20 protein-coding genes are annotated in these 20,767 nt (G+C 71.3%); 15 read left to right on the plus strand and 5 right to left on the minus strand.

All coding sequences use genetic code 11. The features are described 5' to 3' along the window. The first annotated feature begins 40 nt into the window (after positions 1 to 40). The 3 genes from ACFQW8_RS07455 (at position 41) to ACFQW8_RS07465 (ending at position 1,266) form a co-directional block, all read left to right on the plus strand. Positions 41 to 193 carry a hypothetical protein gene (locus ACFQW8_RS07455; RefSeq protein ID WP_380086354.1) on the plus strand — a complete coding sequence of 51 codons (153 nt, stop codon included), beginning with the start codon at positions 41 to 43 and terminating at the stop codon, positions 191 to 193. Further along, on the plus strand, positions 194 to 430 hold the full coding sequence (locus tag ACFQW8_RS07460) for a WhiB family transcriptional regulator (RefSeq protein ID WP_380086355.1): 237 nt from the start codon (positions 194 to 196) through the stop codon (positions 428 to 430). A 131-nt stretch (positions 431 to 561) separates the two neighbouring features. After that, on the plus strand, positions 562 to 1,266 hold the full coding sequence (locus ACFQW8_RS07465) for an alpha/beta fold hydrolase (protein WP_380086356.1): 705 nt from the start codon (positions 562 to 564) through the stop codon (positions 1,264 to 1,266). Between the two features lie 311 nt (positions 1,267 to 1,577). Here ACFQW8_RS07465 and ACFQW8_RS07470 read toward each other — a convergent pair whose 3' ends face one another. After that, positions 1,578 to 1,820 (minus strand): hypothetical protein, encoded by a 243-nt coding sequence (locus ACFQW8_RS07470; protein ID WP_380086357.1) that lies wholly within the window; start codon positions 1,818 to 1,820, stop codon positions 1,578 to 1,580. 175 nt (positions 1,821 to 1,995) lie between these two features. Here ACFQW8_RS07470 and ACFQW8_RS07475 point away from each other — a divergent pair, with 175 nt between their 5' ends. After that, positions 1,996 to 2,778, plus strand: a complete 783-nt coding sequence (locus ACFQW8_RS07475; protein ID WP_380086358.1) for an alpha/beta fold hydrolase — start codon at positions 1,996 to 1,998, stop codon at positions 2,776 to 2,778. Between the two features lie 25 nt (positions 2,779 to 2,803). Here the strand turns inward: ACFQW8_RS07475 and ACFQW8_RS07480 are convergent, their stop codons facing one another. The 3 genes from ACFQW8_RS07480 to ACFQW8_RS07490 form a co-directional block, all read right to left on the minus strand. Continuing rightward, the gene (locus ACFQW8_RS07480; RefSeq protein WP_380086359.1) at positions 2,804 to 3,253 is read right to left on the minus strand and encodes a cupin domain-containing protein; all 450 of its coding nucleotides are present in this window, start codon (positions 3,251 to 3,253) and stop codon (positions 2,804 to 2,806) included. A gap of 103 nt (positions 3,254 to 3,356) precedes the next feature. After that, positions 3,357 to 4,100 (minus strand): SDR family NAD(P)-dependent oxidoreductase, encoded by a 744-nt coding sequence (locus tag ACFQW8_RS07485; protein WP_380086360.1) that lies wholly within the window; start codon positions 4,098 to 4,100, stop codon positions 3,357 to 3,359. 109 nt (positions 4,101 to 4,209) lie between these two features. Further along, positions 4,210 to 5,271: a DUF2332 domain-containing protein gene (locus ACFQW8_RS07490; RefSeq protein ID WP_380086362.1), complete on the minus strand. Its 1,062-nt coding sequence runs from the start codon at positions 5,269 to 5,271 to the stop codon at positions 4,210 to 4,212. Between the two features lie 185 nt (positions 5,272 to 5,456). Here ACFQW8_RS07490 and ACFQW8_RS07495 point away from each other — a divergent pair, with 185 nt between their 5' ends. From ACFQW8_RS07495 to ACFQW8_RS07510, 4 genes are all read left to right on the plus strand, one after another. Further along, the gene (locus tag ACFQW8_RS07495; RefSeq protein WP_380086363.1) at positions 5,457 to 6,716 is read left to right on the plus strand and encodes a serine hydrolase; all 1,260 of its coding nucleotides are present in this window, start codon (positions 5,457 to 5,459) and stop codon (positions 6,714 to 6,716) included. Next, entirely contained in the window at positions 6,713 to 7,636 is a 924-nt protein-coding gene (locus ACFQW8_RS07500; protein WP_380086364.1) for an EamA family transporter, read from the plus strand. Before ACFQW8_RS07495 ends, ACFQW8_RS07500 begins: the two co-directional genes overlap by 4 nt. Before the next feature lie 71 nt (positions 7,637 to 7,707). Then, positions 7,708 to 8,559: a ScbA/BarX family gamma-butyrolactone biosynthesis protein gene (locus ACFQW8_RS07505; protein ID WP_380086365.1), complete on the plus strand. Its 852-nt coding sequence runs from the start codon at positions 7,708 to 7,710 to the stop codon at positions 8,557 to 8,559. Next, positions 8,556 to 9,407, plus strand: a complete 852-nt coding sequence (locus ACFQW8_RS07510; RefSeq protein WP_380086366.1) for an NAD-dependent epimerase/dehydratase family protein — start codon at positions 8,556 to 8,558, stop codon at positions 9,405 to 9,407. The genes ACFQW8_RS07505 and ACFQW8_RS07510 overlap by 4 nt, the downstream gene beginning before the upstream one ends. Here ACFQW8_RS07510 and ACFQW8_RS07515 read toward each other — a convergent pair. Next, the gene (locus ACFQW8_RS07515; protein ID WP_380086367.1) at positions 9,404 to 10,054 is read right to left on the minus strand and encodes a ScbR family autoregulator-binding transcription factor; all 651 of its coding nucleotides are present in this window, start codon (positions 10,052 to 10,054) and stop codon (positions 9,404 to 9,406) included. The genes ACFQW8_RS07510 and ACFQW8_RS07515 overlap by 4 nt on opposite strands. A 173-nt stretch (positions 10,055 to 10,227) precedes the next feature. Here ACFQW8_RS07515 and ACFQW8_RS07520 point away from each other — a divergent pair, with 173 nt between their 5' ends. From ACFQW8_RS07520 to ACFQW8_RS07550, 7 genes are all read left to right on the plus strand, one after another. Beyond that, positions 10,228 to 11,442 carry a cytochrome P450 gene (locus ACFQW8_RS07520; RefSeq protein WP_380086368.1) on the plus strand — a complete coding sequence of 405 codons (1,215 nt, stop codon included), beginning with the start codon at positions 10,228 to 10,230 and terminating at the stop codon, positions 11,440 to 11,442. Between the two features lie 81 nt (positions 11,443 to 11,523). Beyond that, the gene (locus ACFQW8_RS07525) at positions 11,524 to 13,191 is read left to right on the plus strand and encodes an ABC transporter substrate-binding protein (RefSeq protein ID WP_380086369.1); all 1,668 of its coding nucleotides are present in this window, start codon (positions 11,524 to 11,526) and stop codon (positions 13,189 to 13,191) included. Between the two features lie 147 nt (positions 13,192 to 13,338). After that, complete coding sequence (locus ACFQW8_RS07530; protein WP_380086370.1) at positions 13,339 to 15,027, plus strand: thiamine pyrophosphate-binding protein; 1,689 nt, start codon at positions 13,339 to 13,341, stop codon at positions 15,025 to 15,027. Positions 15,028 to 15,032: 5 nt separating this feature from the next. After that, positions 15,033 to 16,499, plus strand: a complete 1,467-nt coding sequence (locus ACFQW8_RS07535) for an asparagine synthase-related protein (protein ID WP_380086371.1) — start codon at positions 15,033 to 15,035, stop codon at positions 16,497 to 16,499. Beyond that, the gene (locus ACFQW8_RS07540; RefSeq protein ID WP_380086372.1) at positions 16,496 to 17,791 is read left to right on the plus strand and encodes an ATP-grasp domain-containing protein; all 1,296 of its coding nucleotides are present in this window, start codon (positions 16,496 to 16,498) and stop codon (positions 17,789 to 17,791) included. Before ACFQW8_RS07535 ends, ACFQW8_RS07540 begins: the two co-directional genes overlap by 4 nt. After that, positions 17,778 to 19,733, plus strand: coding sequence for a clavaminate synthase Cs1 (cs1, locus tag ACFQW8_RS07545; protein ID WP_380086373.1), 1,956 nt, complete (start codon positions 17,778 to 17,780; stop codon positions 19,731 to 19,733). The genes ACFQW8_RS07540 and cs1 overlap by 14 nt, the downstream gene beginning before the upstream one ends. Positions 19,734 to 19,735: 2 nt before the next feature. After that, entirely contained in the window at positions 19,736 to 20,758 is a 1,023-nt protein-coding gene (locus ACFQW8_RS07550; RefSeq protein WP_380086374.1) for a GNAT family N-acetyltransferase, read from the plus strand. The last annotated feature ends 9 nt before the right edge of the window (positions 20,759 to 20,767 follow it).

Below are 20,767 nucleotides of genomic sequence, written 5' to 3' on the forward strand. Positions count from 1 at the left end.
GCAGCCGCTGGCGCCGAGGCAAGGTCAGGAAGGACCCGCCATGAACACCGCGTTCCTCACCCCCGAAGCCGTACGGGCCGAGATGCACTCCCGCTACGGCCTCTATCCCGAGACGCAGGAGCGTCCCGCGTCCTCCCTCGACGTGATCCGCCGGGTGCGCGCCAGGGTCAAGGCCACGCAAAGGATCCGCTGAGTGCGCGCCCCCTGCCAGGTCCACGCCGACGACCTGTGGTTCGCCGACGCCCCTGACGACATCGCGCTCGCCCAGGCGCTGTGCCAGAGGTGTCCCCTGCAACGCTCATGCCTGGACGGCGCCCTCGACCGCGCCGAGCGGTGGGGCGTCTGGGGTGGCGAGATCTTCCACGACGGCTCGATCGTCGGTCGCAAACCGCGCGTGGGCCGTCCGCGCAAACACGGTGACGCGGCCTGAAAACCCTCGCCTGGGGTGTGGCGGCGGCCGTCTCGAGCGGGCATCGTCGTGCAAGGTCGCACCTCAGGCCAGTAGCCGCCCGCTCGCTTCGCTGCGGAGGGGGTAGGGCGCAACCCGGCTAACGTGGGCGGATGCCCGAGCCCACAGCCCTGCTCGCCCTGCCCGGACTCGGGCTCGGCCCGGAGTCGTGGCGCCCCACGCTGAAGCACCTGCCAGGTGCGGGGGCCCCGGTCCGTCTGCTTCCCGGCTTCGGTGAACCGGCCCACCGCCGGCAGGACCTGGACCCGCGGGCGCTGGCCGAGAACGTGCTCGCCGTCCTGCCGGACGACGTCACCAGGGTGGTCCTGCTCGCGCACTCCGCAAGCAGCCAGGTCGCGGCGCACGTCGCGGCGCTCGCGCCGGCCCGGGTGGTCGCCCTCGTCCTGGTCGGCCCGACCACCGACCCCCGGACCACGACGTGGCCACGGCTGGTGGCCCGGTGGGTCGCGACCGCCCCGCTCGAGACGCCGCGTCAGGTACCGACGCTGCTGCGGCAGTACGCCAGGACGACCTTGCCGGCGATGGTGCGGGGGTTGGACGCGGTCCGGAAGGACTCGATCGAGCAGACCCTCGACCGCGTCAAGGCCCCGGTGCTCGTCGTCCGCGGTCCCCGCGACCACATCTGTCTGGAGGACTGGGCCGCCTCGGTCGCGGCTCATGGCGGCGAGGGAAGCCGACACGTCACGCTCTCGGCCGGTGCCCACATGGTGCCGTTCACGCACGGGCGGCTCGTCGCGGACGTCGTGCGCGAGTTCCTCTGCGAGCTGGACGCGTCCACGTCAGCCTCGTCCGCCTGAGCGCTGGTCGCCGCCGCAGGCCGTCAAGGTCGCCAAAACGCTCATCTGGGATGACGGACCGATGTCGTGGAGGCCGGTGACGAGCGAGGTGACGAGAGGCCGACGCCGGTGAGGGCGGTCAGGTGGAGAGCCGAGCGAGAGGCGGAAAGGGCTGCGGAAACAGAGCTGGACGGCATACCTGAAGGTCCTTCGGTGACAGGGAGCTCGTGGAGCTCGTCTGCCAAAACCGTCCATGCAACCCACACGCTGTGTCACTGGTTCACGCCGCAGCACTTGCGACTCGGCGCAACCACGACCCGACCGCCGTCAGCTCACGCGGTGTCGCCGTCGTCCCGTGACAGCACGATCACGCCAGCAATCACGAAGCCGAGGAACACCCCGATGCCCGACAGACCGGCTGGCCCGAAGCTCGTCTGCCCGGCCAGGTGCACACACTCGATCTGCAGTGTCCCGACCGGACAGGGCTCCTTGAGCAGCTCCCACAGGCCAAAGCCGAGAAGGCCCCCTCCCAGTGGCCCGGTGAGCAACGTGACGGCTGTTTCCGAAGTGGACATGGCGCCTCCTGACGCCCATGGTCCCGCTCGCCCGGCCGGGGCACATGACCCGAACGGTCTCACCCGATGGGGCCATCTCCCGGACCGATGAGGACACACGCATGAGGGTTCACCCGAAGAGAAGTGAGCGATGCATCGCGATGTGCTCGAGGACCCAACTCACTACATTGAATCGATGACGTTGCATCAGGTTCGGTTCGGGAGCGGCAGCCCGCTGTTGCTCATCCACGGTCTCGGCGCGGGCTGGCGGTCCTGGACCCCGATCCTCGACGGGTTGGCCGCGCAGCGAGAGGTCATCGCCGTCGACCTGCCCGGCTTCGGCGAGACCCCATCGCTCACCGGCGCGGTCTCGATCGCGACGCTCACCGACTCGGTCGCGGAGTTCATCCACGAGCAGGGGCTCGGCAAGGTCTCCACCGTCGGCCAGTCCATGGGCGGACGAATCGTGCTCGAGCTCGCCCGGCGTGGGGTCGGCGGAGACACCGTCGCCCTGGATCCGGGGGGTTTCTGGACCGATCGCGAACTTGCCGTCTTCGGCGCCACCCTGCGGCCCTCCATCAAGCTGGTCGGCGCCCTGCGCGCGGCCCTGCCCACGGCACTGGGCAATCCGGTCACACGGACAGCGCTGCTGGCCCAGTTCTCCGCCCGGCCGTGGGCGCTGTCACCCGGGACCGTGCTGCCGGACCTGGTCGGGCTGGCTGAGGCACCGGCCACCGGCCCCGCCATGGACGCGCTGACGAAGGGCCCCAAGCAGGCGGGCGCCCCAGCCGGCACCCTGCCCGGCCGTGCCACCATCGGCTGGGGCCGCCGCGACCTGGTGACCCTGCCCCGTCAGGCCACGCGTGCCGTTGCGGCCTTCCCAGACGCCCAGCTGCACTGGTTCGAGCGGTGCGGACACTTCCCCCAGTGGGACGCGCCGGAGGAGGCCGTCCGGCTCATCCTCGACAACACGGCCTGAGGCGGGCCCGACCCGGCTCCGCTGCTCAGCCCGGCTGGACGGTCCACTCCGGCGGCTCGTCGGTGCCGGCCTCTTCGTCCTTCTCCGAGTCCTCGGCCGTCTTGTGCACCGTGCCCTGGGCGTGGTGCGACGGGGCATAGATCGCATACAGCTGGAGCGGCTCGTCGCCGCTGTTGACGACGTCGTGCCAGGTGCCGGCGGGCACCTGGATGGACCAGCCGTCGCTGACCTCGGTGTCGGTGAGCTCGGTCTCGGACGGGCCCATGCGGCATACGCCGGTCCCTGCGTCGAGACGCAGGAACTGGTCGGTCTCGGGGTGGACCTCCAGGCCGATCGAGGAGCCGACGGGGATCGACATCATCGTCACCTGGAGGTACTTGCCGGTCCACGCCACGGAGCGGTAGGTCGTGTTCTGCCTGGTCGCGCTCTCGATGTCGAAGGCGTTGGGCTGCGGTCCGTTGTCGGTGATGCTCATGACGGGAAGGGTCCTCTCGGTCGACTGCCCCGAGACTAGCGAGGGACGACCCAGCGGACGAAGAGGACCCCAGCCGAACAGGCGGACGAGCCGACCCAGAAACCTAGGCCTGGTCGGTCGGACGCATCAGGATCTCGTTGATCGCGACGTGCGAGGGCGCTGTGACGGCATAGATGACGGCGTCGGCCACGTCCTGCGGCTGCAGCTGGCGATAGGTCAGGACGCGGGCGTCGATCGCCTTCTTGCTCTCCTCGTGCGTGATGTGCGTGCGCAGGGCGGTCTCCGTGGTGCCCGGCTCGATGACAATGACGCGCACCCCGAGCTCGGTCACCTCCTTGCGGATGCCCTCGCTGAAGCCGTTGACCGCGAACTTGCTCGCGTAGTACGCCGATGCCCCAGGACCCACGGCGCGCGCGGCCATCGACGACATCTGCACGACCGAGCCCTTGGACTCCACGAGGTGGGGGAGGGCGGCGTGGGTGAGATACATGAGCCCGAGGACGTTGATCTCGATCATCGCCGTCCACTCGGACGTGTCCGCCTCGAGCGCAGGTGCGAGCAGCATCATGCCGGCGCAGTTGAGCAGCAGGTCGAGGTGGCCGTGCTGCTCCACCACCGACGCGACGGCCGAGCGGCAGGCCGCCTCGTCGCGCACGTCGAGCGGGTGGACGCTGACCGACGTGCCGGCCAGGTCGAGTGCGCTGCGAACCGCCTCGAGCCCGTCGGTGTCGATGTCAGCGAGCACGAGCGTCGCACCGTGTGCGGCGAGCGCCTCGGCGCACGCCCGACCGATGCCGGAGGCGGCCCCGGTGACGAGCGCCACCTTGCCTTCGAGGTCCTGTGTCATGGGGATTCACCCTTCTCTGAGCTGGGGTCGCGTCGGACCTACCGACGCGGTGCGGAGTGTCCGCCGTTGCGGTGGAAGTGTTGCGGTGGAAGCGTTCTGGTCGACGTGGTCAGGCGTGCGCGGGGGTGAGACTCGAGGCCCAGCGGACCGGGAGCCCGTGCCCACCGACGGTGCCCAGCAGCTCCTCCACCCCGCTCGGCCACGACCGCAGCCGGACCTCGAACTGCCCGGAGGAGTCGGCCTCGAGCGAGAGCCGGGCCAGCGGCGCGTCCGGGGTCGCCGCGCGACCGTGCCTGGTGAGGAGCTCGTCCAGGGCACGGCGCGACTCGTCGTCGAAGTAGGTCACGACCACCGAGTGCGTGACCACGGTCGCCACGCCGGGCAGGCGCTGCGCCAGGCGCTCGTCGAGCCACGTCAGGGCGTCGGCCCGCTCGACGGCGGGCTGCGGGTCGGCGTCGCGGAACGCTTGGATGGCCGCTTCGAGCCGTCCACGTCGGACGTGCTGGTCGGGCCAGATGAACGACAGCAGCGTCAGCCGGCCGGCGTCCTGGGTGACGTCGACGGGGTCGAGGTCGCACCCGGCGCGCTCGACGACGCGGGCAGGAGCGAGATCGGGTGCCGGACCGTCGAACACGTCGTCGATGACCACCGGCGCATCGGCGTCGCCCCACGACCACGAGTCCGACTCGTAGCGGTAGCGGTCCCACAGCAGGTTGAGCCCGGCGCTCGTGCCGACCTCGAGCACCCTCAGCGGCAGGCCAGTGCGACCCGCCACCGTCGTGAACCCACCGAGCAGAGCAGCGGACCGGCCCACCTCGTTGGTCTGCGGCGGCTGCTCCACGAGGGCGCGGAGCTCGTCCGAGTGCTCGACGACGACGGCCCGGAACGCCTCCCACAGGCCCTCGCCGGGCGTCCCGCCCACGGACGGGTAGTGGACGGCGAGCTCGGGCGCCCGCCCCTCCAGGACGACCCGGTGCACGGAGCCGAGCAGCCGCAGCGCCGGATAGGCACCCTCGGAGCACCCGGCCAGGTCGCGCAGGACCTCCCACGTGGGTCCACCGGCACGGACGTCCTCCGCGGCACTCTCGAGCAGGGCGGCATACATCGGGGAACCCAGACGGGAGCAGAGCTCTGCCTGGGCGAGGCACAGTCCGGCCATGTGGTCCTTCACGCGTGTCCTTCGGCTCGGGCACCCCTGCGGGGTGGTTCGTTCGTCACTCTAGGAAGCCCGAAGCAGGGAGACGACGGCTCGCGTATGCCGGTCGCAACGGGGTTATGCGCGACGTCACCTTCGCGACTTCGCACCCTTGCGAGCGCACCTAGCCTGACGAGGTCCCGACCTCAGGAGAGTGCCCCTTGCCCGCCACCTATGACCCGGGCCGCGGCAGCTCGGCCCGCCACGCGGTCGAGAACGTCCGCTGGCTCGCCGACCTCCTGGCCGCCGATGCCGAGCCGTCCGCAGACGCCGCCGACCGGTTCGTCGACAGCCTGCTCGAGCGCCACGACCGCGACGTCACCGCCATGCTGCGCGAGTGGCGACGCGGCGGCCCCTGGTCCGTGGTCCAGGTCAAGGCCGCGCTGCACAAGGGCTGGGCGACCCTCGAGGACGCCACGGGCGCCCGGACCGTCCTCGCCCTCACGGTCGACACGAACGGCAAGATCCGCCGGGTCATCTTCGAGGACTTCACGAGCGAGGCCGGGCACCAGGGCTTTGCCGACGTCGACGAGGCGCTCGACGCTCTAGAAGGCGTCGAGAGCACCGCCTTCGTCGCCCGGCGCGGCCCCGACGGCTGGACCGCGCTGCACACCCGGGCGCCCGAGCGGCCGATGCCCGGCGGCTCGGTCTTCAAGGTCTATGTCCTCCTCGCGCTCGTCTGGGCCGTGGAGGAGGGCCGTGCCCAGTGGACCGACGAGCTCACGACCGGCCCGCTGACCCGCAGCCTGCCCACCGGGGAGATGCAGGACCTCCCGCACGGCACCCGGGCCACCCTCGCCCAGGTCGCCTACAACATGTATGCGCGCAGCGACAACACCGCGTCCGACATGGTGATCCAGCACCTCGGCCGGGAGGAGGTCGAGCGGGCGGTGGCCCGATCCGGGCACTCCCGGCCCGAGTCGCTCCGGCCCTTCCTCGCCACCCGCGAGCTCTTCGACATCGGGTGGGGGCACCCCGAGACCCTCGACACGTGGGAGCACTCGACGGAGAAGGAGCGGCGCGAGCTGCTCGACGCCCACTCGCACCCCGTCGAGGTGTCGATCGCGGACCTCGCTGCTCCTGCCCACCCGCGCGGGCTGGACTGGTGGATGTCGGCGGCAGACGTCGCCGCGGCGATGAGCGCCCTGTGGGACGCGGGCGCCAGGGCCACCGACGGCCCGCTGCCCGAGATCCTCGCGGCCAACCCCGGCCTCGACCTCGACCGGACGGCGTGGCCCCGCTCGACCTTCAAGGGCGGCTCGTCGCCGGGTGCCGTGATGTTCACCTGGCTGCTCGAGGACGCCGAGGGAGTGCAGCACGTCGTCGTCCTCCAGCAGCGGTGCCCCGTCGTCGGCGTCCTGCGAGACGGTCTCGCGCTGCGCCTCCTGGGTGACTCGATCATCCACGGGTTGCTCACGTGAGCAACCGCGACCGGCTGCTCGGGCTGCTCGTCGCGCTCATCTGGGGCCTGAACTTCCTCGCCGTCCGGCTCGCGCTCGACGCCTTCCCGCCGTTCTTCCTTGCGGCGCTGCGGTACCTCGTCGTCGCGATCCCCGTCATCCTCTTCGTGCCCCTCCCGAAGGCGCCCGTGCGGTGGTTGGTGGGCTACGGCCTGGGCTTCGGAGTCCTGCAGTTCGGCATCCTCTTCCTTGCCATCGACCTGGGTATGCCGGCCGGGCTGTCCTCCGTCGTGCTCCAGATGGGTGCCCCGATGGCCATCGCCCTGGGGGCCCTGTTCCTGCACGAGCGACCTGCCCGGCTCGGGGTGGTCGGCGCGGTCGTGGCCACCCTCGGGCTGTGCCTCATCGGCTGGGACCGGGCCGACGGGGACCAGCCCTTCCTCCCCTTCGCGCTCACCCTGGTGGCGGCACTCGGCTGGGCCCTCGGCAGCCTGTCGAGCCGGCTGGCCCAGCCCGACAGCCCGCTGCGCTTCGCCCTGTGGATGAGCGTCGTCCCACCCCTGCCGCTGCTCGCGGTGTCAGCCGTGATGGAGGGGCCTCGGGCAGGCATCGACGCCACGGTCGCCGCGGTGCGCGACGGCGCCGTCTCACCCCTGCTCGCGCTGCTCTACATCGTCGTCTTCGGAACGGTCGTCAGCGCGGCCCTGTGGAGCCACCTGCTCAAGAAGCACTCGGCTGCCGTGGTCGCACCCTTCGCCATGCTCGTGCCGGTCGTCGGCATGGCGGCCGCCTGGATCGTGCTCGGCGAGCGGTCCAGCGCGCTCTCCGTCATCGGGGCGCTCATCGTCCTCGTCGGGGTCATGGTCGGCATGGTGCGGCGCACCACACGGCCCGTGTCGCCCAGCCCTCGCGCCCCTGAACACCTCGGGTCCGTGCGGTGACCGTCCGGGGACGCTGATCTCCTCCACACGCGAGGGGTGTTCGAAAACCGACGTCCGAGTATGGTTTGCCCGTGCCCCCCCTGACGTACACGACCACGCTGGACCGCCAGCTAGTGCACCGATGGAGCGTCGCCGAGGTCTTCGTCACCGACCTGCACCACGACGGCCCCGCCGCCGTGACGGCCGCTGCACAGTGGCCCCGGCACCACCCCTACTTCGACGCCGGCGATGACAGGTACTGCCTGCTCGTCGCGGCCGAGACGTTCCGCCAGGTCGTGCTCGCCGCCCTCCATGCCACGGGGCTAGCAGAGAGCGCCGACCAGTTCGTCATGAAGCGGATGGGCTTCGAGTGGGTCGGCGAGGCACCGGCCGTTGGGGACCGCCCTCTCGACCTGCAGGTCTCGCTGTGCATGACACCGGCCGGAAGGGCGGGCCGCCACGACCTCCGGGTCACCATCGCCGACGGCGAGCGTGACCTCCTGCGCGGGACCGGCGTCGTCATCGTGCTGGCGCCCCCGGTCTATGCCCACCTGCGCCAGGGCCGCACCGAGCCCGGTGTCCGCGTCGACTCCCTGGCGAGCATCCCCTGCGAGGCCATCAGCAGGACCCGGCCCCAGGACGTCGTGCTCGTCGGACCTCCGAGCGGGCCCTGGGACCTGCGGGTCGACACCACCCACCCCACGCTCTTCGACCACCCCTGCGACCACGTCCCCGGCATGCTGCTCTTCGAGGCCGCCCGGCAGGCAGCGATCCTCACGACCGGGACGCGCGCCGTCGTCTCGATGGCGGCGGACTTCGGTGCCTTCATGGAGGTCGACGCCCCGACGCGCGTCTGCGCCGAGACCGAGGAGGGGTCGCTCGTGGTCACCGTCAGCCAGGGAGGCACGGTCGGGGCTCGCGTCGAGGTGACCGTCGCGCCATGAACGGACCCCGCGTGGCCGTGCTGGGTGCCCGCGGCTTCATCGGCTCGGCCGTGAGTGCGATCGCCGCTGCCGACGACCGCATCGGACAGGTCCTCCCGGTGCACCGACCCGGGTCCGCCACCTCCCCGTCAGCGACCTTGTTGCAGGTGGACGTCCGTGACGAGGACGCGCTCGCGGCGGTCCTTGCGGGCGTCGACGTCGTCGTCAACGCAGCCCATGTCATCGGCTCCGGCCCCGACCTCTCGGTCAACGAGACCGGACCGGGCGCAGCAGCGCGAGCGGCGGCCCGGGTCGGTGCCCGGTGCCTCGAGATCGGGACGGCCGCGGTCTATGGACGGGGACCACTGCGCGGCGGAGCCGAGGGCGAGTTCGCCCCGGCGCCGGACTCGGCGCTGAGTGCGAGCCGGGCCGTAGGCGAGGCAGAGGCACTGGCTGCCGACGCCACAGTCCTGCGCCCCATGATCGTCGTGGGTCGAGGCGACCGCTGGGCGGTCCCGGCTGCGGCGGCGGCAGCCGCTGCCGACGACCGCGACCCCACCGCACGGATCGGGGTCATCGACGTCGACGACCTGGCCCGGCTCGTCGTCTCCCTGGCGCTCATCGCCGAGATCCCTCCCGTCCTGCACGCCTCCCGGCGTCATCCGGTCGAGCTGGCCGACCTCCTGGTCGACGCGGCATACGCCCTCCCGGCAGGGGGCACCCAGGTGCCGGAGCACGTGCGCTCGATGCTGCACACCGACCGATGGGTGGACTCGGACCTGGCCTGGGACCTCGTGGGTTGGGAGCCCGACGGCCCGCTCGTCAGCGCCGCCGGTCGTCGCTGGTACGCGTCCGCCCGAGCCGGCTAGACGCGGGCCGTGGCCTTGCGGGCGCGCCGGGTCCGACGGGCCGGGGGGCGGACGTCGATGTCGCCGACCAGCTCGGGGCGCACGATGGCCGGGATGACGAGCCGCCAGAACTGCTCGGCCCGGTCGGGCAGGTCGGAGCGTCCGGTGAGGGCGTCGCTCGTGAGCTGCAGCCCGGTCATCGCCGAGGTGAGGGAGTAGGCGCAGGCGGCCGGGCGCACCGTGCTCTGGAGGGATCCCGCGCGACGCGCCTTGCGCAGCAGCGACTCGACCGTCGAGATCCAGGCGCCGTAGCCGCGGGCGATGGCCTCGGGCTGAGCCGCGCGGTCGATCGTCATCCGGATGCTGGCGCGCATGAGCGGGTCGTTGCGGAGGGCGTCGACGAAGCTGTAGGAGAGGTCCACGATCGACTGGACGGGCGCGTCGCCGTCGACCAGGTGCTGGCTCAGCCACTCGCCCTGCTCGGCGACGATGGCCTCGGCGACCGCCTCCTTGGACGAGAAGTGGAAGTAGAGGGCGCCCTTGGTGATGTTGCTCTCCTGCACCATCTCGGCGATGGTGGCGGCCTCGTAGCCACGGCGGTCTATGACTGCGGCAGCCCCATAGAGGGCGTTGCGGCGAGTGTCGATCGCGCGCTGTTGCTGCGGCACGGTGCTCCTTTGGTTCTTGTCCGACTCAGCCGCGGCATCGTTTCCCCCCGCCTACAGCCCTGCGTTCATCGTACGGGTTATGCACCGGCCGAATGGGTCATGCACAGGGATGGCAGAGGTCGCCGCCGGGCAGGCGGGTCGTGGCAGGTTCGGCGCAGCGAAAGGAGTGTGCCGTGACGAGTTCGGCCACGTGCCCGCACATCCCCTACCCAGCCCCCCGCGACAACCCGCTCGACCCACCCGGTGCCCTCTCAGGGCTCTCCGGCGAGCTGGCGAAGGCCGTCCTCTGGGACGGATCGGAGGCGTGGATCGTGACCTCCCACGCCCTGACCCGCACCCTGCTCAAGGACCGCCGGCTCTCGTCGAACCCGGCATCTCCGGGGTTCCCGATGATGACCGCCGCCTCCAAGGTCCTGCGCAACGAGCCCCGTTCGGCGTCCTTCATCCGCATGGACCAGCCCGAGCACGCCCACCTGCGCACGATGCTCAGCAACCGGTTCCGCCCGGTCGACGCCGAGGCCCTGCGGGGCGTCGTGGGCGACCTCGTCGACCAGCGCCTCGACGCCCTGGACGGTGCCACCGAGGCCGACCTCGTCCCAGCCGTCGCGTCTCCGCTGCCCGCCTCCGTCATCGCGAAGGTCCTGGGCATCGCCGAGGAGGACCAGGAGTTCTTCGAGGACCGGAGCGCCCGCCTCATCGACCGCAACCGGACGATGGACGAGGTGCGCGCCGCCCGTGAGGAGCTCGACGCCTTCCTCGACGGGGAGGTCGAGAAGCGGATCACCGAGCCCCGCGAGGACCTCATCTCCGCGATCGTCCACGAGCAGATGCTTCCCGGGCACATCGAACGCCAGGACGTCGTCCCGATGTGTCGGCTCGTCCTCGTCGCCGGCCACGGGACGACGGCCAGCCAGCTCGCCCTGAGCCTCATGTCCGTGCTCGACGACGCCCCGACGCGTGCCGCCGTGCGCGCGGGCGGCTCCGGTCTCGTGGCCGTCGTCGACGAGCTCCTGCGCTTCCACACGATCGTCCAGTTCGGCCTCACCAGGGCCGCCCTCGAGGACATCGACGTCGACGGCACGACGATCAAGGCCGGTGAGGGCGTGGTCTTCGCCATCGGTGCCGGCAACCGCGACGAGGACGTCTTCGCCGGTCCGGACGCCCTCGACCCGGACCGCGACGCTCGGCGCCATCTCGCGTTCGGTCACGGTGCGCACCAGTGCCTCGGCCAGTGGCTGGCCAAGGTCGAGGTGGAGGAGTGCCTCCACCGCTTCGTGTCGCGCTTCCCCGAGGCGACGCTGGCGACCCCGGCCTCCGAGCTGTCGTTCCGGCACACGGCCTCGAGCTACGGCCTCGACGCCCTGCCCGTGCGCCTCCAGCCCTCCTGATCACCACGTCAACCCGCCCCGCCACCTCCCACCGGTCGCCGTCGACCTCGACGGTGTGACCGCCGAAAGCGAGCGCCATCGATGTCCACCAGCACCGCGTCCTCCAACGCTGCGTCCTTCAACGCCGCCCTCACCGGGCCCGTCAACCCCGCAACCGAGAGCCGGGGCACCCTGCGCTACGTGCGGACCGACGACTTCGACTCGCTCGACTTCGGCAACACGTACTACGGCTACTCCTGGAACTTCCTGCGACTCCTCGGCCGCACGATGACGACGTTCGCCGCAGCCTCGGGAGCGCCGGGGCGTGAGGTCGTCCCGGACCTCGCGGAGGGCCTGGGGGTCACCGAGGACGGCGGGCGCACGTGGACCTACCGCCTCCGCGAGGGCCTGCGCTTCGAGGACGGCAGCCCGGTGACAGCCCACGACGTCCGCTACGCCATCGAGCGGAGCAACTACGGACTCGACGTCCTCGGTGCCGGTCCGATGTACCTGCGCAACCTGCTCGAGGGGGACTGGGTCGGACCGTATGCCGACCCCGACGGTCACGCACCCGGCATCGCCGTCCCTGACGACCGCACCATCGTCTTCACGCTCCGCCGGCCGTTTGCAGCCTTCGACAAGGTCATGACCCTGCCGAGCTGCACCCCGGTCCCGCGGTCGGCGGACACCGGATCGGCATACGGTCGCGCGCCGGTGGCGACCGGGCCCTACCGGATCGAGTCCTACGAGCCGGGCAGCCGGCTCGTCCTCGTCCCGAACCCGCACTGGGACGAGGCCACCGACTCGGTCCGGCGGCGGGCGGCCTCCACCATCGAGGTGCTCCTCGGCCGCGAACCGCTCGAGGTCGACGAGATGCTCCTCGCCGGAGAGGCCGAGATCGACCTCGCGGGCTTCGGTCTACAGCCCGAGTCCATGTCCCGGGTCCTCGACGACCCCGCGCTCAAGGACCTCCTCGACAACCCCCTCCAGGGCTTCACCTGGATCTACTGCCTCGCCAGCTCGGTGGCCCCGATGGACAACGTGCACGCCCGCCGGGCCGTCCACTACGCCACCGACAAGGCGGCGATGCAGGAGGCCTACGGCGGTCCGTTGTGCGGCGACATCGCCACCACGGTGCTCCCACCGACCATCGAGGGCTACGCCGACACCGACCGCTACCCCGTGGGTGAGGACGCGACCGGAGATCTCGAAGCCGCGCGCAGAGAACTGGCGCTGGCCGGCATACCCGACGGCTTTCGCACCAAGATCGCCGCGCGCACCGACCGCCGCAAGGAATGGCTCGCCGCCCAGGCACTCTCGCGCGGGCTCGCCCGCGTCGGGATCGACGCCGAGGTGCAGGGCTTCACCTCAGGCGGCTACTTCGAGCACCAGGCGGGCAGCCCGCAGTTCCTGCGCGAGCAGGGCATCGGGATCGTGATGTTCGGCTGGGGCGCGGACTTCCCCGACGGCTACGGCTTCTTCCAACAGATCGTCGACGGGCGCGCCATCAAGAGCAAGGGCAACCAGAACATGGGCGAGCTCGACGACCCGGTCGTCAACGAGCTCCTCGACGCCGGCGCCGAGTCCCTCGACGCGGCCGAGCGCGAACGGGTGTGGCGCGACATCGATCGGCTCGTCATGGACCACGCCGTCATCGTCCCGTACCTCTACCCGCGCTCCCTGCTCTTTCGCGGCCCCCGGGCCACCAACGTCTATGTCGCGGGCAGCTTCGGCATGTACGACTACGTCAGCTGCGGTGCCAGCGACTGATCCCGCGTGGGGGCCTTATGCCCTCAGCGATTGCGGCTATGCCCACCGAGGGCCAGCCGTAGCGGCCCCGCCCGCACAAGGCGACGGTGGGACCAACATCTTTGCGAGCACGTCCGATCCAGCCCCTTTTCCCCAAGGAGACCCCTGATGCACAAGACCGTCGCCACGAAGGCCACCACCACCGTGGCTTCCGCCCTGCTCAAACGACTTCACGAGCACGGAGTGGAGCGCGTGTTCGGGATCGTCGGTCGTGAGGCCGCCGCGATCCTGTTCGACGAGACGCCCGGGCTGGAGTTCGTCCTCGTGCGCCACGAGTTCAGCGCCGGCGTCATGGCCGACGTCGTCGCCCGGATCACCAACCGGCCGCAGGCGTGCTTCGCCACGCTCGGACCCGGGATGACGAACCTCTCCACCGGGGTCGCCACCTCCGCCCTCGACCGCAGCCCGGTCATCGCGATGGCGGCCCAGTCCGAGTCGCACGACCTGTTCCCCAACGTCACCCACCAGTGCCTCGACTCCGTCGGCATGATGGCCCCGCTCACCAAGTGGTGCGGCCAGCTCGAGCGCGGCGACGACATCACCGACCTCGTCGACAGCGCGGTCTCGGCATCGATGGTCGAGCCCGTGGGCCCGAGCTTCATCAGCCTGCCCGTCGACCTCCTCGCCTCCGGCGTGTCCGACAAGCCCACCGAGGCCCCCGTCATCGCCGGCGTCCGCGGCCTGCAGGACCCCGACTGGCGTGCGGAGGCCGACGCGGCCATCCAGCTCCTGCGCGAGGCCAAGCACCCCGTCCTCGTCGTCGGCACGGCGACCATCCGCGCCGAGGCCGTCGAGCTGCTCCGCGAGTTCGTCGAGCGCCACCAGATCCCCGTCATCACGACCTACGTCGCCAAGGGCGTCCTCCCGCAGGACCACCCGATGACCTACGGCGCCGTGAGCGGCTACATGGACGGGATCCTCGACTTCCCGGCCCTCGACACCCTCTTCGGCCCCGCCGACGTCATCGTGGCGCTGGGCTACGACTACGCCGAGGACCTGCGTCCCTCCATGTGGGACCACGGCCAGCCCAAGAAGGTCGTGCGCATCTCGCCGACCGTCAACCCGATCCCCCGGGTGCTCACCCCCGACGTCGACATCATCGTGGACCCCCGGTCCTTCCTCCAGTACGCGCTCGCCAACGCCGGCGAGCTGGACAACACCCCGCACGACATCGAGCCGCTGCGCGCTCGCGTCCGCGAGTTCCTCTCCGACCCCAAGGAGTACGAGGACGGGATGCGGGTCCACCAGGTGATGGACACGATCAACAGCGTCAGCCAGGGCGAGGGCACGATCGTCAGCGACATCGGCTACTTCCGCCACTTCGGCGTCCTGTTCGCCCGCGCCGACCAGCCCTACGGCTTCCTCACCAGCGCCGGGTGCTCGAGCTTCGGCTACGGCCTGCCCGCCGCGATGGGCGCCCAGATCGCCCGCCCCGAGGAGCCGGTCTTCCTCATCGCCGGTGACGGCGGGTTCCACTCCAACAGTGCAGACCTCGAGACGGTCGCGCGGCTCAACCTGCCGATCGTCATGGTCGTGGTCAACAACGACCGCAACGGCCTCATCGAGCTCTACCAGAACCTCGGTCACGGCAAGTCGCACGACCCGGCCGTCGGCTTCAGCACGGTCGACTTCGTCGCCCTGGCCAAGGCCAACGGCGTCGACGGCGAGCACGTGAGCAGCCGGGCGGATCTCGCGACCGCGCTGCGCAAGGCCAAGGAAGCCCGTCGTCCCTATCTCATCGAGGTCCCCATCGCCTATGACTTCTCCGGCGGGGACTTCGGCGCCCTGGACGTGTGAGCGCGATGACCCGATCCCCGATCCCGCCTGCCGTCTCGTGCCATCTCAGCACGGGCGGCGGCCACGGGACCTCCCGGCTCAGTGCCCGGGCCACCGAGGACTCGGTGTGTCTTGCCGATGCCCCCGGTTGGCGGGTCGAGGCGACGGTCATCGGCTCCTCCCCCCAGGCCGCGGTGGTGACCTCCGGGGACCTCACCGTCCTGCTCGTCGGGGAGGTCAAGGACAGTGACGGCCCCGAGGCCGTCCTGCGCCTCTACCGCGACCTGGGGCCCTGGGCCTTCAGCCAGCTCTCCGGTCGGTTCGCCGCGGTCGTGGTCCACACGTCGCAGTCCCACATCACCGTGAGCGGGGACCACGCCGGCACCGTCCCGCTCTACATGGTCCACACGTGGGACGGCGTCATCGAGGTCGCGACCGAGGCCAAGGTCCTCGCCGGCCTGAGCGAGCGCGGACGCCCGATCCTCGGCACCGACGAGGTGCCGGGGCTCAGGGGCGTCCGCCGGCTGCGAGCCGGCACGTGCGTCACCCTGCAGGCGAGAGGGGTCGGTCGGTTCCAGGACACCTGGAACGTGCCGGCCCACCGGGAGACCGTCGACCCCGACGAGGCCGTGGCCCAGGTGCGCGCCGTCATCGAGGACGCGGTGCGCTGGCAGGCCCGCGACGAGATGACCACCGTGCTCTCGGGTGGCATCGACTCCAGCGCCGTGGCCGCCACGGTGAAGCAGCACCTCGGTGGCGTCTCCACCGTGACGATGGGGACCGACCGGTCCGACGAGTTCGACTCGGCGGCCGTCGTCGCGACGCACCTCGGCTCCTCGCACCGGGAGTTCTCGACGACCGTCGCGTCGGTCCTCGCCGAGCTCCCCTTCGTCATCGCCCTCACCGAGTGCTGCGACCCGTCGATCAACGAGTACATGCTGCCCCTGTCCCGCCTCTACCGGGAGATCCCGGCGGGCTCGAGGGTGATGACCGGCTACGGCGCCGACATCCCCCTCGGTGGGATGCACCGCGGCCTCGCCGACATGGACCTGGAGGAGCTCATCGTCGACGACCTGTCGACCTTCGACGGGCTCAACGAGCTGTCCCCGAACCTCGGGACGCACCTCGGGCTGTGGACCTGCCACCCCTACTGGGACCGGGCCGTCCTCCAGCGTCTCGTCACCCTCGCGGCGGGACTCAAACGGCGCGACGGCATCGACAAGTGGGTCCTGCGCCAGGCCTTCAGCGACCTCCTGCCGGCCGAGACCGTGCTGCGCCCCAAGCTGGGCATCCACGAGGGCTCCGGCACGACGAGCCACTGGTCCGAGGTGCTCCTCGACCAGGGAGTGCCCTCGGAGCGCATCCACGCAGCCAAGGCCCAGATCTCCCAGGACGTCTTCGACCTCGTCGTCGTCCAGGCGCAGGACCCGGCCGAGATCGACCTGGCCGCTGTCACGGCAGGCATCGTGGACCGCGAGCAGGTGAGCGCATGAGCCCCGCGCCCCTGGCCGACTACTCCGCCCTCGCGGGCAGGTCCATCGCCATCGTGGAGCACATGCTCCACCACCCCTATGTCCTCGGCGTGCGCCAGGCGCAGGAGGCCGGGGCCCGGATCACGCTCCTCGTCGCGGACGAGGACTGGTACTCGCACGGACGACCGTGGTCGGAGGCCCCGCTCGCGCTCGTGGACGAGGTCGTCCGGGTGGACACCCTTGACGTCGACGCGGTGCGAGAAGCCGTGACGGACGCCGACGGCCGGCCGTTGCACGACGCGGTGACGACCTTCTCGGACTACCACACCGAGGTCGCGGCGACCGTGGCCCAGCAGCTGGGACTCCCCGGGCCGAACCCCGACGCGTTGCGGCGCGCCAACCACAAGCAGCTGCTGCGAGAGGCCTTCGGCGACGACGAGGGCAACCTGCGGTGGGCCCTCGTCGGCTCCCTCGAGGCCGCCCTCGAGGCCGCGGCCGACCTGGGCTACCCGGTCATCGCCAAGCCTCCCGCCGAGGCGATCAGCTATGGGGTGCGGCGCTGTGACGACGACGCCGAGCTGACGGAGGCCATGGCCGAGCTGTCCGGTTTCACGAGCAGCCTGCGGGGACAGCCCCGCACCGGCGAGGTCCTCCTCGAGGAGTTCGTCGAGGGCGTCGAGGTGAGCGTGGAGACGATGTCCTTCGGTGGCACCACCCACGTCTACGGAGTGACGTCGAAGGACCTGTTCGGAGACCCCTACTACATCGAGTGCGGCCACACCTTCCCCGTCGCGCTCTCGGAGGAGTCGCGTGCGGAGCTCTACGGCGTGGTCCGCCGGGCGCTCGCGAGCATCGGCTACGACTACGGTCCCTGCCACACCGAGGCGCGGCTCACCGACCGTGGGTGGCGGATCATCGAGGCCAACCCCCGCACGCCGTCGAGCTGCATGACCATGCTCGTCACGGACGTCACCGGCCGCAGCCCGATCCTCGACGCCTGGCTGCTCGCGCTCGGCGAGCAGCCCGCCGTGGAGCCGGTCACGTGGACCGGCGCCGCCGCCGTCCGGATGCTCTACCCGGGAGCCACGGGCCCTCTGCGCCGGATCGAGGGAGTGGAGGAGGCGGCTGCCGACCCGGCCGTCCAGGTGCTGCTCCACGTCCACGAGGGCGAGGAGCTCATGGCCCGGATGGACAACTCGTCCTGTGTCGGCTTCACCTATGCCACCGCCGACGACGTCGACTCTGCGCGCGACATCGCGGACGCGGCCGCCGCCAAGCTGAACTTCGTGGGGAGTGAGCATGTACGCGCGTGAGCAGACCACCTCGTCGCCGCGCTACGCGCAGGTCGCCACCTACATGCGGCTCCCGCTCGAGCTCGGTCCGGTGGGCCGGGACGCCGTGGTCGTGGGTGCGCCCTACGACGGTGGCACGAGCTATCGCCCGGGAGCCCGCCTCGCCCCGCGCGCGATCCGCCACGAGTCCTGCCTGCTCCACGGAGTCGGCATCGACCGGGGCCCAGGAGTCTTCGACCTCATCGACGTCGTCGACGGTGGCGACATCGACCTCAGCCCGTTCGACATGGGCCTGGCCATCGACGAGGCAACCCGGAGCCTGACCCAGCTCGTCGCCGACAACGGGCTCGTCCTCATGCTCGGGGGCGACCACTCGCTCACCCTGCCGGCGATGCGTGCCGCAGCCGCCAAGCACGGCCCGCTCGCCGTGCTGCACCTCGACGCGCACTCGGACACCAACGCCCCCGTCTACGGCGGGGAGCACCACCACGGCACGGCCTTCCGCCACGGCCTCGACGAGGGCATCATCGCCCCCGGCGCCCTGGTCCAGGTCGGGATCCGTGGACACAACCCCGCCGCCGACTCGCTCGACTGGGTCCGCGCCCGCGGCGGTCGCGTCGTGCGCGCCGACGAGGTCGAGGGCCGCGCCGAGGTCGACGCCCTGGCGGCCGAGATCGCCGAGCAGCTCGATGGCCGCCCGCTCTACGTGTCGGTGGACATCGACGTCCTCGACCCCGCCTTCGCGCCCGGCACCGGCACCCCCGCTCCGGGCGGCCTGACGAGCCGGGAGGTCCTCCGGCTCCTCCACGTCGTCGGCGACCTGGAGCCCGTCGGCCTCGACGTGATGGAGGTCTGCCCGCCGTTCGACGTGGGGGGCATCACCTCGCTCGCCGCAGCCGAGATCGGAGCCGAGCTCCTCTTCCAGTACGCCCGCTCCCGCACCACCTCACCACGCAGCACCCGACTCTCAGGAGGAACCCCCATGAGCACGTCCGTGACCCCCACTCCCGTGGTTGACCTCACCGCCGCGGAGGCGTCCCTCAGCGCCCTGCGCGAGGAGCTGCCCAGCATCCCCCGCGCCGACCTCGACGGCTACCTCGCGACGGCTGTGGACCGCGCCGAGCAGCTGCCCGACGAGCTGGCGAGCGAGCTCGACGCCTTCCGCGACCACGGCAACCAGGAGGGCTACCTCCTGCTCACCGGCCTTCCGCAGGACGGTGGCCTGCCGCCCACCCCGACGTCCACCCCCGCGCCGCTGGACCGCCCGCTCATCGCCGGCGAGGCCTGGTTGGCGCTGGTCGGTGGACGACTCGGGCTCGCCACGGGCTACGAGGAGCTGCGGGCCGGGACCGTCTACCACGACGTCTACCCGTCCCCCAACGCCCACCACCTGTCGTCCGAGACCTCCGAGACGCTCCTCGAGTTCCACACCGAGATGGCCTACCACCGTCTCCAGCCGCGCTTCGTCATGCTTGCCTGCTCGCGGGCCGACCACGAGGGCAAGGCCGCGACGCTCGTGGCCTCGATCCGCAACGCCCTGCCGCTCATGTCGAAGGAGGCCATCGACGTGCTCTTCGACAGCCCGATGCCGTGCAACCTCGACGTCGCCTTCCGCGGTGGCGAGGAGGAGCCCGGGCCGCAGGCCCAGGTCAAGGTGCTCTACGGCGACCGCGAGGACCCGCACCTCGGATACGACCGTGAGCTCCTCGCCCCGCAGGACGAGACCCACGCGAAGGCCCTCCAGGAGCTGTCCGACGCCCTCGACTCGGTGACCCGCAGCGTGCAGCTGAACCCGGGCCAGCTGCTCATCGTCGACAACTACCGCACGACCCACGCCCGCACGCCGTTCACCCCGCGCTGGGACGGCGAGGACCGCTGGCTCCACCGCATGTACATCCGGACCCGCGACCTCGTGCCCGCCGAGGCGCGCCCGGGCGACGTCGTCGCCTTCGTCCCGCGCTGACGGTGGCGTTGCGGGTCGAGGAGGTGTCGGTCGAGGACGCGGAGCGTGCCGGTTGGGACGCTCTGCTCACGACCGAGGACGGGTTCCAGCAGACGAGCTATCTGGGTATGCAGCAGCGCCTGCTCGGTGACCGGCTGCACCTCACGTGCGCGTTCGACGGTCCGGACCTGGCCGCCGGTCTCGTGACCGTGGACACCGATGCCGACAGTCCCTGGACGATGGCGCGACCTGACCTCCTCCTTGACCTCGACGCCTCTGCGTCGCTCCCCGCACTCACCTGCGGGGGGCGGCACCTCGGCAACACCCGGGCGCTCCTGCGCAGCCCTCACGACGCCACGGCCCTGCGTTCGCTCCTCGAGGAGGCCTCGGCCCGGGCAGCAGGCGCGGACGACCGCTGCGTCTACTTCCCCCATGTCCGTGACGACGACCCGCTCAGCGCCCAGCTGGCTGCCGCCGGGTTCACCGGGACGAGGGTCGACCCCTACTGCGTCCTCCCCGTCGAGGGCGGGTTCGACGACTACCTCTCCCGGCTCAGCCAGTCCCGCCGGCGAGGGATCCGCCGCGACCGCAAGGAGGTCCGCGAGGCCGGCTTCGTCCTGGAGCTGGTGCCTCTGGACCAGTGCGACCTCGACCGGCTCGCCGAGCTCGACGTGGCCCTCCTGCGCAAGCACGGCAACGACGCGAAGACCGCCCAGAGCCGGTCGGTGCTGGAGGGCCTCCTCGACGGCCCCCAGGTGGTGGTGACCACGGCGTCGCGCGACGGTGTGGTCGCGGGCTTCGGGGTCATGATCGAGCACACCCGTGAGGGTGCGACGCAGTGGTTCGGCAACCGAGCCGGCTTCGACTACGAGATGCAGGGCGACATACCCCTGTACTTCGAGGTCCTCTTCTACTCACCCCTGGAGTGGGCGCACGAACGCGGTGTCGAGGCCATCCATGTGGGGATGGGCAGCACGGACGCCAAGGTGAGCCGCGGTGCGGTGGCGCATCCCCAGTCCTGCTGGACCCGCTGGGTCGCCGCATGAGCGGCTGGG

It is taken from the genome of Knoellia altitudinis, assembly GCF_042666355.1.
Lineage (GTDB): Bacteria > Actinomycetota > Actinomycetes > Actinomycetales > Dermatophilaceae > Knoellia > Knoellia altitudinis.

What these genes read in the sequence shown, in the direction of transcription:
- cs1 (WP_380086373.1), top strand. Translation starts at nt 17,778, where the DNA reads ATGTACGCGCGTGAGCAGACCACCTCGTCGCCGCGCTACGCGCAGGTC.
- ACFQW8_RS07465 (WP_380086356.1), top strand. Translation starts at nt 562, where the DNA reads ATGCCCGAGCCCACAGCCCTGCTCGCCCTGCCCGGACTCGGGCTCGGC.
- ACFQW8_RS07530 (WP_380086370.1), top strand. Translation starts at nt 13,339, where the DNA reads ATGCACAAGACCGTCGCCACGAAGGCCACCACCACCGTGGCTTCCGCC.
- ACFQW8_RS07540 (WP_380086372.1), top strand. Translation starts at nt 16,496, where the DNA reads ATGAGCCCCGCGCCCCTGGCCGACTACTCCGCCCTCGCGGGCAGGTCC.
- ACFQW8_RS07485 (WP_380086360.1), bottom strand. Translation starts at nt 4,100, where the DNA reads ATGACACAGGACCTCGAAGGCAAGGTGGCGCTCGTCACCGGGGCCGCC.
- ACFQW8_RS07470 (WP_380086357.1), bottom strand. Translation starts at nt 1,820, where the DNA reads ATGTCCACTTCGGAAACAGCCGTCACGTTGCTCACCGGGCCACTGGGA.
- ACFQW8_RS07525 (WP_380086369.1), top strand. Translation starts at nt 11,524, where the DNA reads ATGTCCACCAGCACCGCGTCCTCCAACGCTGCGTCCTTCAACGCCGCC.
- ACFQW8_RS07510 (WP_380086366.1), top strand. Translation starts at nt 8,556, where the DNA reads ATGAACGGACCCCGCGTGGCCGTGCTGGGTGCCCGCGGCTTCATCGGC.
- ACFQW8_RS07535 (WP_380086371.1), top strand. Translation starts at nt 15,033, where the DNA reads ATGACCCGATCCCCGATCCCGCCTGCCGTCTCGTGCCATCTCAGCACG.
- ACFQW8_RS07480 (WP_380086359.1), bottom strand. Translation starts at nt 3,253, where the DNA reads ATGAGCATCACCGACAACGGACCGCAGCCCAACGCCTTCGACATCGAG.
- ACFQW8_RS07475 (WP_380086358.1), top strand. Translation starts at nt 1,996, where the DNA reads ATGACGTTGCATCAGGTTCGGTTCGGGAGCGGCAGCCCGCTGTTGCTC.
- ACFQW8_RS07455 (WP_380086354.1), top strand. Translation starts at nt 41, where the DNA reads ATGAACACCGCGTTCCTCACCCCCGAAGCCGTACGGGCCGAGATGCAC.